Consider the following 14332-nt stretch of genomic DNA (forward strand, 5'->3'; position numbering starts at 1 on the left):
TTTACTTTAAAAATTAAAACTTATTTTTTTACTAACTTTTTCAGGTTCTGACTTGATTGTATTGGATAAATTTATTTCTGAAATTTTTATATCGGGGCTACGCAGCACCTGTTCCATAATTTGTATAAATGAATTAGAAAATGCCTTAATGGTAGCAGGTTTGAATAAACCGGAATTAAATTCGAAGTTTATCAGCATGGTATTGTTGTCCTGTACCATTGCATCGAGAGTCAGATCATATTTACTTATTCCTTCCGAGTACTTACCGTCATAAGAAATAATTTCTAATCCCTCTATTTCTCTATTTTTGATAATGTCAAAATTCTGTACCGCTAACATTATATTAAACATTGAAGCTGTTTTTAAGTCGTCGTTTTTAAAAGACAATTCGTCTATCAGTAAATCGAGAGAATAGTTCTGATGTTCAAAAACTTGAAGATTATTAAGGTGTACCTGTTCGTACAGTGCTGTAAAATCAATATCCTGATCGAATATATTCCGGATGGCTATAGTGTTGATATAAAGCCCAATTTGTTCTTCCAATTCGAGCATGTCTCTTCCTGAAACAACTGTGCCTACAATGATGTCCTGATTCCTTGTATATCTAAAAATAGCTATGTTTAATACCGATAGTAAGAAAGAGAAAAGCGTTGAGTTTTTCCTGACTACCAGTTTTTCTATACTTGCGGTCAGTTCCTGAGAGAGCTCTAAATAAACATTTCCGCCTGCATAATTCTTAACCGTACTCTTGCGTGGATAGTCTGCCGGAAGATTAGATACGGGCAGTTCTCCGTGCAACTGCCGCAGCCAAAATTCTTTGCTCTTCTGGTCTTTAGCCAGTTGTTCCTCATCATTCTTTTTCCATGATACATAGTCTTTATAATGAATTCGCAATGGTGGTAAAGAAATATCTACCCCTTTTACCAGACTGTCATAATACCTGATGAGTTCTTCAAAAAGTATTTTTAAAGACCAGCCGTCTGCGGCCATATGGTTTAATGTGATGTTTAGAATGTGTTCGTTATCGCTTAGTTTGATTATGTTTATTCTTAAAGGCAACTCTTTTTTCAGATCAAAAGAGAGTGTTAATTCCTGACGGGTAAGTCTCTCTGCAATCTCTTCCTTATTGAATTCTTCCGACAGGTCAATAAAATGGATCAGATTCTCCTCTAAGTTTTCGGGTGCTATGATCTGCTGTTTAGGCTCTCCTTCAAAAAAAACAAATCTGGTCCTTAAGCTTTCATGCCTTTGGATTAATCTTTTTACAGACTCCTTAAACATCTCTACCTTTAGAGATCCGGATAAGATACAAGCGAAAGGAATGTTATAAATAGCCTGTTCTTCCATGCTTGAAATAATCCAAAGTCTCTTTTGCATATCAGACATCTCATAAAAATCTTGTTTAGGAATCGAAACGATTGGTGAATACACTTTTTTGAAGGCCAAATCGAGACGCCCCCCCTGTGAGGAGATTGTAGGGTATTTAAAGATGTCCGAAACTTCTATTCCAGAGCCTATTTCTGTTTTTATCCTATTAATGACTTTTATGGCTTTCAGACTATGTCCGCCCAATTCAAAGAAATTGTCAGTTGTTCCGATGGTATCAATTCCCAGTACTTCCTGCCATATGGTTGCTAATTTGTTTTCAATATCATTTTTTGGGGCGACATATGTTTTTCGTATGAAGTCTTCTCCCTCCACAGCCGGCAGCGATTTACGGTCTATTTTGCCATTTGGGGTTAAGGGTAAAGTGTCCAGCGCTACATAGAAACTCGGAATCATATAATCCGGAAGACGCTCTTGCAGAAAACCTCGCAGTTCCGATTTATCAATGCTGTTTTTTGCCACCAGATAAGCCACTAATACTTTCTCCTGATGGTGTTCTTTTACTTCTACAACGACTTGTTGGAGATTTTCTGAAGATTCTAAAATGGCATTCTCTATCTCGCCCAGTTCAATCCTGTAGCCTCGTATTTTGACCTGATGGTCTTTTCTTCCTAAAAATTCAATGGTACCGTCAGGCAGCCAACAACCAAAATCTCCTGTATCATACATTCGGGATCCTTCGATAAAAGGATTCGATATAAATTTTTCTGCTGTAAGTTCTGGTTTATTCAAATACCCTCTGGTAACACCCGCTCCTGATACATACAGCTTTCCTGTAACTCCTATTGGCAGCAGCTGTAAGGCTTCGTCTAAGATGTACGCCTGGGTATTGGAGATTGGTTTGCCAATTGGAATTGATCTGTATTCCTGATTTTGTATGACGTAATTGGTACTGTAGGTGGTGTCTTCTGACGGACCGTATAAGTTTCTAACTTCTGCTTTTTCTGCTTGAAGTTTGGAAACAATATCAACTGGCACTATTTCTCCTGCCATATTGATAAAGGATACGTTGTTTAAATCGATCTTCTCTTCTATTAATTTTCTAACGACGGAAGGAACTGTGTTTAATAAGATTTTGTTTTCTTTATGGATATAGTTTTTGATGTCTAAGGCATTTTTTAGAACTCTTATTTTTTTCCCGATCGATAAGGGATAGAAAATTTCATAAATCGATAAATCAAAACAATAGGACGTTACGGCGTACATCACTTCAAATTTTGACGAATCAAACTCCAGGTCAGACCAGTTAATCAATTCAAAGGCATTGCTGTGTTCTACCATCACTCCCTTAGGATTACCTGTGGTTCCTGAGGTATAAATAACGTAGGCTAAGTCTTGAGTTGTATGGATTTTTTCTAAGTTCTCTTTTGAATGTTTCTCTTGGACTTGATTGAATTTTTGAAACGCTGCTTCGTCGATAATGACTTTACTGTTACTGTCTTTTTCGATATAAGCTATTCGATCTTCGGGATAATGGATATCTATAGGCACATAGGCTGCTCCGGATTTCAATATGCCTAACATTGCGACAATCATTTTCTCGTTTCTTTCCAATTTGAGTCCAACTAAATCGTTCGGTTCAATGGAATAGTTTTCTCTTAAATAATTGGCTAATTGATTGGCGCTTTGATTAAGTTCCTGATAGGTCAATTCGGTTTCTTCAAATACCACTGCAATGATATTTGGGGTTCTTGCTGCTTGTTCTTCAAATAGGTCTACTATGGTTTTATCTTTCGGATAAACTACTGCTGTGTTGTTAAAATCAGCTAGTAGTTGCTGCTTTTCTTTTTCGCTTAAATAATGTATTTCCCGGATATTTTTTTCTGGCTGTTCTATTGATGCGGTAAGCAGGTTTTCAAAATGAAGAAAGATTCTTTCGATGAGACTCTCTTCATAAATATCAGTGTTGTAATCAATTCTAAGGTTTAATCCTTCTGTTTCAACGAAGGTGAAGCTCATGTCAAGCTGAGCTGTTTTACTCTTAAAATCGTAATCGCTTATTTCGAAGTTTATCAGTTCTTCGTTATTGAGATTGTTTAACTGTCCCTGGTTTTGTAATACCACTAAGACATCAAATAAAGCCGAACGGCTGGTGTCTCTCTTTAGATTCAATTTCCCTACTAGTGCATCAAAAGGATAATTTTGATGATCGTAAGCGCCTAACAAGGTTTCCTTTTGCAGAGCTACTAAATCTAAGAAGCTGTTTTTTTCTTTTAATTTAGTGCGTATGGCAAGGGTGTTCAGATACAATCCTAACTGATTCTCCAGGTCCGGATGTTCTCTTCCTGCTATTGGGGTTCCAATGATGATATCATCCTGAGCGGTGTATTTATGCAACAGGGCATTGATCCCTGCCATTAGGGTCATAAATAAGGTGACATCCTGTTGTTTTGAAAATGTTTTTAGTTTCTCTAAGAATGCTTTTGAATAGTGATGCGTGAGATTATGTCCGTTATAGGTCTTCACTAATGGGCGTGTTTTAAAGCTTGGCAAGTCCAAAACGGGTAATTCTCCTTGAAACTGTTGCAGCCAATATTGCTCTGATGCCTGCTGTTTCTCCTGATGCAGTTCTTCATTAAGCCACAGTGTATAGTCTTTATAGTGCAGGCTGAGTTCCGGCAAGTCAATTGCTTTTCCTTGTGTGAGTGCTTTATAGGTTTTTATAACTTCTGATAGTAGTAGCTCTATTGACCATCCGTCTCCAATTATATGATGCAGCGATAAAAAGAATACATATTCGTTCTCTTTTAACCTGATTAAAGAGGCTCTTACAAGTGGTGCCTGCTCTAAATCGAAAGGTTCGTTATTTTGATTTTGCAAATAAGCCGCAATTTCTCCTTCCTGATTTTCAACTGAACTATAATCTTTCTCTGTGATGGTAAAGTTTACTTGTGCCGCAGGTAATATGTGTTGACGGACTTCTCCTTCATCGTTTGTTTTAAAACAGGTTCTTAAAATTTCATGGCGATGAATTAATCGTCTAAACGATTCTTCAAGTTTATGAATCTCAACAATTCCTGTTAGTTTAACTACAGCTGGCATATTATACGCTAAGGAGCCACCTTCTAACTGACTCAAGGTCCATAATCTGCTTTGGGACGCGGTCAATGGATAGGATGCTGCTTCCGGTGCTTTGGTGATGGCGCTGTATTGATTTTTTTGCAATTGTTTGCTTAGTCCTTCGATTGTAGGGTTGGCAAAAAATATTTTAAAGGATACGGTTTTGCCTAATTGTTTATGGATTCTGTTGATTACCTGGGAAATGATCAGACTATGTCCGCCCAATTCAAAGAAGTTGTCGGTTGTTCCGATGGTATCAATTCCCAGTACTTCCTGCCATATGGTTGCTAATTTGTTTTCAATATCATTTTTTGGGGCGACATATGTTTTTCGTATGAAGTCTTCTCCCTCCAGAGCCGGCAGCGATTTACGGTCTATTTTGCCATTTGGAGTTAAGGGTAAAGCATCCAGCACTACATAGAAACTCGGAATCATATAATCCGGAAGACGCTCTTGCAGAAAACCTCGCAGTTCCGATTTATCAATATGAGATTTTGCTACCAGATAGGCCACTAATACTTTCTCCTGCTGGTGCTCTTTTACTTCTACAACGACTTGCTGGAGATTTTCTGAAGATTCTAAAATGGCATTCTCTATCTCACCCAATTCGATCCTGTAGCCGCGAATTTTGACCTGATGGTCTTTTCTTCCTAAAAATTCAATGGTACCGTCAGCCAGCCAACAGCCAAAATCTCCTGTATCATACATTCGGGATCCTTCGATAAAAGGATTCGATATAAATTTTTCTGCTGTAAGTTCTGGTTTGTTCAAATAACCCCGGGTAACACCTGCTCCTGATACGTACAGCTTTCCTGCAACTCCTATTGGCAGCAGCTGTAAGGCTTCGTCTAAGATGTACACCTGGGTATTGGAGATCGGTTTGCCAATTGGAATTGATCTGTATTCCTGATTTTGTATGACATAATTGGTACTGTAGGTGGTGTCTTCTGACGGACCGTATAAGTTTCTAACTTCTGCTTTTTCTGCTTGAAGTTTGGAAACAATATCAACTGGCACTATTTCTCCTGCCATATTGATAAAGGATACGTTATTTAAATCTGTATTCTCTTCTATTAATTTTCTAACGACGGAAGGAACTGTGTTTAATAAGATTTTGCTTTCTTTATGGATATAGTTTTTGATGTCTAAGGCATTTTTTAGAACTCTTATTTTTTTCCCGATCGATAAGGGATAGAAAATTTCATAAATCGATAAATCAAAACAATAGGATGTTACAGCGTACATCACTTCAAATTTTGAAGAATCAAACTCCAAGTCAGACCAGTTAATCAATTCAAAGGCGTTGCGGTGTTCTACCATCACTCCCTTTGGATTACCTGTGGTTCCTGAGGTATAAATAACGTAGGCTAAGTCTTGAGTTGTATGGATTTTTTCCAGATTCTCTTTTGCATATTGCTCCTGAACTTCACTGAAACTTTCTAATGCTGCTTCGTCGATAATGACTTTACTGTTACTGTCTTTTTCGATATAGGCTATTCGATCTTCGGGATAATGGATATCTATGGGCACATAGGCTGCTCCGGATTTCAATATGCCTAACATTGCGACAATCATTTTCTCGTTTCTTTCCAATTTGAGTCCAACTAAATCGTTCGGTTCAATGGAATAGTTTTCTCTTAAATAATTGGCTAATTGATTGGCGCTTTGATTAAGTTCCTGATAGGTCAATTCGGTTTCTTCAAATACCACTGCAATGATATTTGGGGTTCTTGCTGCTTGTTCTTCAAATAGGTCTACTATGGTTTTATCTTTCGGATAAACTACTGCTGTGTTGTTAAAATCAGCTAGTAGTTGCTGCTTTTCTTTTTCGCTTAAATAATGTATTTCCCGGATATTTTTTTCTGGCTGTTCTATTGATGCGGTAAGCAGGTTTTCAAAATGAAGAAAGATTCTTTCGATGAGACTCTCTTCATAAATATCAGTGTTGTAATCAATTCTAAGGTTTAATCCTTCTGTTTCAACGAAGGTGAAGCTCATGTCAAGCTGAGCTGTTTTACTCTTAAAATCGTAATCGCTTATTTCGAAGTTTATCAGTTCTTCGTTATTGAGATTGTTTAACTGTCCCTGGTTTTGTAATACCACTAAGACATCAAATAAAGCCGAACGGCTGGTGTCTCTCTTTAGATTCAATTTCCCTACTAGTGCATCAAAAGGATAATTTTGATGATCGTAAGCGCCTAACAAGGTTTCCTTTTGCAGAGCTACTAAATCTAAGAAGCTGTTTTTTTCTTTTAATTTAGTGCGTATGGCAAGGGTGTTCAGATACAATCCTAACTGATTCTCCAGGTCCGGATGTTCTCTTCCTGCTATTGGGGTTCCAATTATAATATCATTCTGAGCGGTGTATTTATGCAACAGGGCATTTATCCCTGCCATTAGGGTCATGAATAAGGTGACATCCTGTTCTTTTGAAAATGTTTTTAGTTTCTCTAAAAATGCTTTTGAATAGTGATGCGTGAGATTATGTCCGTTATAGGTCTTAATTAATGGGCGTGTTTTAAAAGCTGGCAAGTCCAAAACGGGTAATTCTCCCTGAAACTGTTGCAGCCAATATTGCTCTGATGCCTGCTGTTTCTCCTGATTGAGCTGCTCATTTAGCCATAATGTATAATCTTTATAGTGCAGGCTTAGTTCCGGCAAGTCAATTGCTTTTCCTTGTGTGAGTGCGTTATAGGTTTTTATGACTTCTGATAGTAGTATCTCGATTGACCATCCGTCTCCAATTATATGATGCAGGGATAGAAAAAATAGATATTCGTTTTCTTTTAACCTGATTAAAGAGGCTCTTACAAGTGGTGCCTGCTCTAAATCGAAAGGTTCGTTGTTTTTATTTTGCAAATAAGCCGCAATTTCTCCTTCCTGATTTTCAACTGAACTATAATCTTTCTCTGTGATGGTAAAGTTTACTTGTGCTGCAGGTAGTATATGTTGACGGACTTCTCCCTCATCGTTTGTTTTAAAGTAAGTTCTTAAAATTTCATGGCGATGAATTAATAATCGAAACGATTCTTCAAGTTTATGAATCTCAACAATTCCTGTTAGTTTAACTACAGCTGGCATATTATAAGCTAAGGAGCCACCTTCTAACTGACTCAAGGTCCATAATCTGCTTTGGGACGCGGTCAATGGATAGGATGCTGCTTCCGGTGCTTTGGTGATGGCGCTGTATTCATTTTTTTGCAATTGTTTGTTTAGTCCTTCGATTGTAGGGTTGGCAAAAAATATTTTAAAGGATACGGTTTTGCCTAATTGTTTATGGATTCTGTTGATTACCTGAGAAATGATCAGACTATGTCCGCCCAGTTCAAAGAAATTGTCTGTTGTTCCGATGGTATCAATTCCCAGTACTTCCTGCCATATAACGGCTAGTTTGTTTTCAATGTCGGTTTTGGGTGCTACATATGTTTTTCGTATGAAGTCTTCTCCCTCAACATTCGGCAGCGATTTACGGTCTATTTTGCCATTTGGGGTTAAGGGTAAAGCGTCCAGCGCTACATAGAAACCCGGAATCATATAATCCGGAAGACGCTCTTGCAGAAAACCTCGCAGTTCCGATTTATTAATATGGGATTTTGCCACCAGATAGGCCACTAAAACTTTCTCCTGCTGGTGCTCTTTTACTTCTACAACGACTTGTTGGAGATTTTCTGAAGATTCTAAAATGGCATTCTCTATCTCGCCCAGTTCAATCCTGTAGCCTCGTATTTTGACCTGATGGTCTTTTCTTCCTAAAAATTCAATGGTACCGTCAGGCAGCCAACAACCAAAATCTCCTGTATCATACATTCGGGATCCTTCCATAAAAGGATTCGATATAAACTTTTCTGCTGTAAGTTCTGGTTTATTCAAATACCCTCTGGTAACACCTGCTCCTGATACGTACAGCTTTCCTGTAACTCCTATTGGCAGCAGCTGTAAGGCTTCGTCTAAGATGTACACCTGGGTATTGGAGATCGGTTTGCCAATTGGAATAATAGACTTATCAAAATCATTTTTTACTTCGTATATCGATACGCAAACAGCACATTCTGTGGGGCCGTATGCGTTATAATAATCAATTCCTGATTTTACAATTGCTTTTGCTTTACCCGGATTAGCAGATTCACCGGCTGTAATGATACATCTTAGTCCAGAAATATCATTCTCTGTCAATAATCCCAAATAGCTTGGAGGAAAAGTTACAACTGATACTTTTGTGTCTTTTAAAAAGCTTATAAACTGATCCTGGTCTTTAATTATTTCTTCTGTCGGAATAGATAGCGTCGCACCACTAAACAAACTCATCAGAATCTCTGATATAGACGCATCAAAAGAAACCGAAGCAAACCATGCGATTGTATCGCTTTCGGAAATTTTAAAAGATCTAATTTGATCTAATGCCATATTTATGACACTCCGATGTTCTACCATTACCCCTTTTGGACGACCTGTAGAACCTGAAGTATAAATTACATAAGCTAAATCTTCAGATGAAATCGCTTTATTGATAGTGTCGCTGCTGCTATTCTCAAAATGGATTGATTCTACAGCTACTGTCTCACAATTATCAATAGCTAAAGTGGCATCATTAGCAATTAACAATTTTAAACCACTGTCTTTTATTAAATAATCTATTCTTTCCTGAGGATAATTAGTGTCTATAGGTAGATAAACTGCGCCTAACTTTACTATTGCCAATAACGAAATGATTCCTGTATCTGATTTAGGCAGAAACACTCCAATTATATCTCCGTTATTTACAATATGTTTCGACGAAATATAATGGGCCAGCTGATTTGCCTTTTCGCTTAATGCGATATAAGTCAATTTTGTTTCTCCAAATACAACAGCAACATTATTTGGTGTTTTTGCTACTTGCTCTTCAAATAAATCTACTATTGTTTTATCTTTCGGATAAGCGACATTAGTATCATTAAAATCTACTAATACTTGGTGCTTTTCTTTTGGGGATAGTAGTGGATATTCTGATAAATTAAACGCTACATTCTGCTCTAAATTAACAATAAAATAATTCAAATGCTGAACCAGATATTCCACTATGGTTTGCTTTACAAAACCTTCTAAATAAGAAACGTGAATTTCTATAGTATCCTCTATTTTTACATGAAACAAAATACCGTTACACTCTAACTTAGTGTCTGAATTGAAATTTATACCGTAATGAGATAAAAGACTTAAATCATTAACATTTGTTTTTTCAGCTATAAAAGCATTATTATAATCGGAATTTTTTAAGGTCTCTAAAATTTCAAGTTTTACTTTTTGAAGATATTCTTTAAATGAAATTTTTAAATCTACAGGAAATGACAGAAGTAAAGAATTGTCTTGATCTTTATAGTTTGACACCAGATAACCATCAAATTCATGGATCAGTTTCTTTAACAAAAAAGAATAGATCGCACTTATAACTGTATATTGAGCTATTACGTTTTTATTGGTAAGTCTATTAAAATAATCTAATTCTTGGGCCTTAATAGTAATACAGGGAAGACTATTTTGTTGCTGTTGCAACTCAAGAATTTTTTCTCTGTTCAATATTTTTTTCTTCCAATATTTTGAAACTAAATAAATATTATTTGATTCCATGTTTCTTTCCATAAATTTCACATTCGCGTGTTTTAATCAGAACCGGTATTCCTTTTTAATGCTTATTTAACAAGCACTAAGGACTTTACAAGACTAAATATTTCTATGTTATTCTTTTTTAATCCTTCTTATTTGCCATCCCTTATGTCTAAATCAAAAGATGACAGATTTTTCACCAAAATAGCAATAACATTTACCTAAAAATTACGGATTTTTCACATAAAAATTACGGACTTTCCCTCGTAAGAGACCAACCATCCATAATTCACTCTGTTTCATTTTAATGAAAACGCCCTGTTAAGTTCTTTTGATTTTAAGAAGTTCGAAATACATTACAACAGCACATTGAAAGAGATATCATTTTTGCTGCAAAAGGAAAAGTCCCGATGAAAATCAGGACTTTTTGTTTCAACCTATTTTTTAGTATAAACTGTTGATTGGCCTTACAAACAGAAAAAACACTAATTTATTTAAAATCAAGTATTTATACGCTATCTCATGATTTTATAAAAAAGTAATTTTGAAGATTAATATTACAAAACAAAAAACTATCAGTAAGCTAATTTTTACAATACCAAGCGTAATTAGAATACGATATTCTAAAAAGTAAAATAAAAAAACACGGATTTATGGTCTTGCTTAATTCGTTTATTAGTAGAAAAAAACAATGCTGCATTACCCACTTAAACAAACCTTCCTGTAAAGGTTTTTATTACAGGGGCGGAAACTGAAAAGCCTCATGAGTAAGACAAATACCTTAGAAATGCCAGAAAGTCTGGTGGTCTGAGGTTAGTTGTTACAGGTAGTGATAAATTCTTGTAGCAATGATTACAACCCCAAAAACAAATAAACAATGAGCACTATTATTGACAATTTTGAGAAACATGATTATGTTATACTTGAAACACGTGGCGTTACTAATGATGGCACATGGATACATACAGAAGGAAACGATTACATTTTCTATTATAAGTTAGATATGTGGACCCCAGAGCAAAACCAAATAATGGGACAAGCCTTCTTAAGAGCCTTACAAGTTCCTAACAAAATAAAAGATGCTGTTTTGGCCACTTCGGGACAAAAAGTGGTGGATGGTCTTTATACACTAGATCAACCTGCTATGGTGAAAGCTTTGAATTCTATAAGAGGAATGTCACAAACTAATGTAGTCCAAAGAACATTAATTGGTAATGGTACTATACAGCAAGCAAATGAGCAGTTATTTAACGATATCCTATCAGGCGTGGGCGGTTCAGTAAACCCAATGCGGGACTATCTTAACAGAGCGATGGCGGCAACTCAGGCTGCGGCTGCGAGTAACACAACAGCTCAAAACCTTGGTACAACTATCACTCTTCTGTCCTTAGTACCTGGTCTGAATATACCTACAACGTCTGTTGTATATGCAGTTTCAAAAGCTTCTTCTGCTGCTGTACTGATCAAGCACAAATGCTCAAGCGATTCAACCAAATTTTCTTATAATGTAGACTATACAAAAGTTGGTTATTCCTATGTAGAACCTCTTTAGTTCAACAACAAAACTTTTTCGGAACTCCTGTTTCGTAAAGAGAAATTAATTTGTGTCAGTTTATGCACTTCTTTGAAAGGAATACTTACTCTATTCAATGGAAAAGAGTGCATAAAATGGCCAAATTTGTTTTTGCTGCAATAGAAAAAACAGTTTTCGAACAAGTTTTTCAATTGCAATAAGGAACTTTTCGTACACAACAAAAAAACATACCCATGAACAAATCTATACCATATTGCATTACGCCCACCCCTGATGGCGCGTGGCTGCACACCTGTAATGAAAATTTATTGCTGGCATCGCTGTCAAAGGACACAGATAACAAAACAGAAACAATCATTCTGGAAGCATTTAAGAATGCGCTCGCATTATTCGTTGAAATAAGAGCCGCTCTAAAAAAAACATGCCATACAACACCTTTTGTTGGAGGATTGTATCTGGTAGACGGCACCGAAATGCAGAACGCTATGATCACTATAAATGGAATGGGGGAAACATCGGCATACTCCAGCACAAAATCGTATAGCGGTACACCCTCTGCCGTGAATTTACAATTCTTTGAAGATGTACTAGGGATTTCGAATGATAAACTAAAATACCTGGAATCAAATCTATTACGATATATGAAAATTATACAAGAAGATGCAAAACGGGCAACAGCTGAAACGATTGGCATTTTAACTTGCGTTGTAGGTTATGTTGAACTAACAGGAACAACCGTAACCACATTTACTTATGTTACCGCCACCAAAACGACCAAAGATCAATTTGATAAAATAGACTGTGAGTGTAATGATTTAGACAAGTTTAACTATGAATTCAACATAGTAAAATTTAATTATTCTCCGGTCAATTCTGCCGCAACTAAAGTAGTTGCCAACGAAAATAACTAATTCATTCTATTCCAACGCTGTTAGAGTTTAGTATTGTTTTTATCATGCTAACCAGGTGAAATATCATTTTTTTTTTATTTAGATAAAACCATGAGTCACATACACAAACACTCCGGCTGTGTAAAGTCTCATGGCTTTTACTTTCTATTGGAATTACAACATTTTTCTTCTTTATCTGTTTCGGCAAGCTTCTGAATTCAATTTTCTTAGATTTTTATGAAGTATGCTTCGGGTCACTATTTTTTTCTGTTCGTAATTTCTGGCACATCTTTGCAATTCCGTCAGCAGAATCATAAAACTACTATATAAGACATCCAATTCTTCCATATTCTGACAGATCTTGATATTATCCTCTTCCGGTTTAATTACAGAATTGCTATAACTGTTTTTATATTTATTAAAAACCTCTTCCATTTTCCGATGTTCTCTTTTATCGATACCCTGCATAATGAAGTAAAAATCGTGTTTGAATTAGTGAATTGTCATTAAGAAATCAGCGTCTGCTTCGTTTGCAGATAAAGGAAACGTTTTCGCTGTTACCAGACTATTTTTAGCAGTATTTCCGTTAATAGAATTTAAAGCTTTGGCTAATAAAACCTCAGAACTGTTTCCTAAAGGAAAAACTTCCGGCTGCTGAATTTCATCTAAAGAAATGAGCGGATCAATTCCTTTTGAATAATTGCCTTCATGTCTGGAATTAAACAATTTATATATAGCCGGATATAAAGTCCAACCCTTTTTTGTTGATATTCTATCGTCTATAAGCGGAAAACCGGCTACATCTTTACCAAAGGTCTTGTTACCAATGGTTATAACTTCCATATAAGGTTTTAGATTATTTATAATGAGCTCTGAGGCAGATGCAGTGTGCTGACCACATAAAATATAGACTCTGTTTATGGATGGATGAGCATTTCGAAGAGCATCAAAACTTATTTTTGATTCATTACTTTCTAAAGCCTGTTTAAAGGATTGGTCTACATTTCCGCCATTAGTATTTCCTTCAAATTTTATAAAAAGAGTGTTGGATTGAATATTAGGAGCCAGAATAATACTTAAAGCTGTTGCAGCTGCGATATCTCCTCCTCCATTGTACCGCAGATCTACAACAAGTTCTGTAATTGATTTACTTTTAAGTTCCTGAAAAGTCTGAAGATACGACTGTGCCTGTCCAGCATCAAAATGAGAAATTTCGACGTAGCCAATTTTTTTGCTTTTAGCTTCAATAATAGTATAATTGATGGGTTGCGAAAAGCTATAGCCCTGCAGTATAGAAATTTCTTTTACATTAGTAAACCCTGATTGTACCGCATAAGAAACGGTCTGCAAATTCAGCTGTGTTGATGCGGTCATTTTAATATATAATGCATCATAATTATTTTGGCTCAGTGTTGTTCCTTCTATTTTTGTGATCAGCTGCCCTCTCTTTAAACCATTTCTTTTGGCAGGAGAATCTTCTAATACATACAGAATTACGCCATAAAATTTCGATTCAAATTCAAAAAAAGAAACTTCGAATCCAAATTTACGTCTGAGGCTTTGCTGTGCCGTTTCCGGCTGTTCAGGATGCACAGCATACGAATATCGATCGTCTTTTTGCAGTAAACCTGCAAAGTATTCTTTGGGAGAAAGATCTAAGCGGCCTTTTTCCGGCATTGTGCTGTTCCAACGATAATATTTCTTCATCTGCTGGTACATCCACTCATTAACATATTCATTTGTGCCTGCTTCATAAACCGGAGCGGGAGAATCATTATCTGAACAAGAGAATAGAAAAACAGATAAAAAAAGAAATAACGATAAAACAGAAATAGTTGAATATTTCATTTATTAATTTTGATTGTTAGTAATGATTTTA

At 36.1% G+C, this 14332-nt stretch carries 5 protein-coding genes; 2 read left to right on the forward strand and 3 right to left on the reverse strand.

What is annotated here, in order from left to right; all coding sequences use genetic code 11:
* Nucleotides 1–6 precede the first annotated feature (6 nt).
* On the reverse strand, nt 7–10065 hold the full coding sequence (locus M4I44_RS18880; protein ID WP_249965743.1) for a non-ribosomal peptide synthetase: 10059 nt from the start codon (nt 10063–10065) through the stop codon (nt 7–9).
* A gap of 994 nt (nt 10066–11059) precedes the next feature.
* Between M4I44_RS18880 and M4I44_RS18885 the strand changes: the two genes are divergently transcribed.
* Both M4I44_RS18885 and M4I44_RS18890 read left to right on the forward strand, forming a co-directional pair.
* Entirely contained in the window at nt 11060–11581 is a 522-nt protein-coding gene (locus M4I44_RS18885) for a hypothetical protein (RefSeq protein WP_157495804.1), read from the forward strand.
* A 215-nt stretch (nt 11582–11796) separates the two neighbouring features.
* A complete protein-coding gene (locus tag M4I44_RS18890) occupies nt 11797–12474 on the forward strand; it encodes a hypothetical protein (RefSeq protein WP_249965744.1) in 678 nt (225 codons plus the stop codon).
* A gap of 171 nt (nt 12475–12645) precedes the next feature.
* Here the strand turns inward: M4I44_RS18890 and M4I44_RS18895 are convergent, their stop codons facing one another.
* Nucleotides 12646–12888: a hypothetical protein gene (locus tag M4I44_RS18895; protein WP_232424344.1), complete on the reverse strand. Its 243-nt coding sequence runs from the start codon at nt 12886–12888 to the stop codon at nt 12646–12648.
* A 57-nt stretch (nt 12889–12945) separates the two neighbouring features.
* The gene (locus M4I44_RS18900; protein ID WP_249965745.1) at nt 12946–14301 is read right to left on the reverse strand and encodes a S41 family peptidase; all 1356 of its coding nucleotides are present in this window, start codon (nt 14299–14301) and stop codon (nt 12946–12948) included.
* Nucleotides 14302–14332 lie beyond the last annotated feature (31 nt).

It is taken from the genome of Flavobacterium sp. B183 (assembly GCF_023539155.1).
Classification (GTDB): domain Bacteria; phylum Bacteroidota; class Bacteroidia; order Flavobacteriales; family Flavobacteriaceae; genus Flavobacterium; species Flavobacterium tructae.

What these genes read in the sequence shown, in the direction of transcription:
- M4I44_RS18900 (WP_249965745.1), bottom strand. Translation starts at nt 14,301, where the DNA reads ATGAAATATTCAACTATTTCTGTTTTATCGTTATTTCTTTTTTTATCT.
- M4I44_RS18885 (WP_157495804.1), top strand. Translation starts at nt 11,060, where the DNA reads ATGGGACAAGCCTTCTTAAGAGCCTTACAAGTTCCTAACAAAATAAAA.
- M4I44_RS18880 (WP_249965743.1), bottom strand. Translation starts at nt 10,065, where the DNA reads ATGGAAAGAAACATGGAATCAAATAATATTTATTTAGTTTCAAAATAT.
- M4I44_RS18895 (WP_232424344.1), bottom strand. Translation starts at nt 12,888, where the DNA reads ATGGAAGAGGTTTTTAATAAATATAAAAACAGTTATAGCAATTCTGTA.
- M4I44_RS18890 (WP_249965744.1), top strand. Translation starts at nt 11,797, where the DNA reads ATGAACAAATCTATACCATATTGCATTACGCCCACCCCTGATGGCGCG.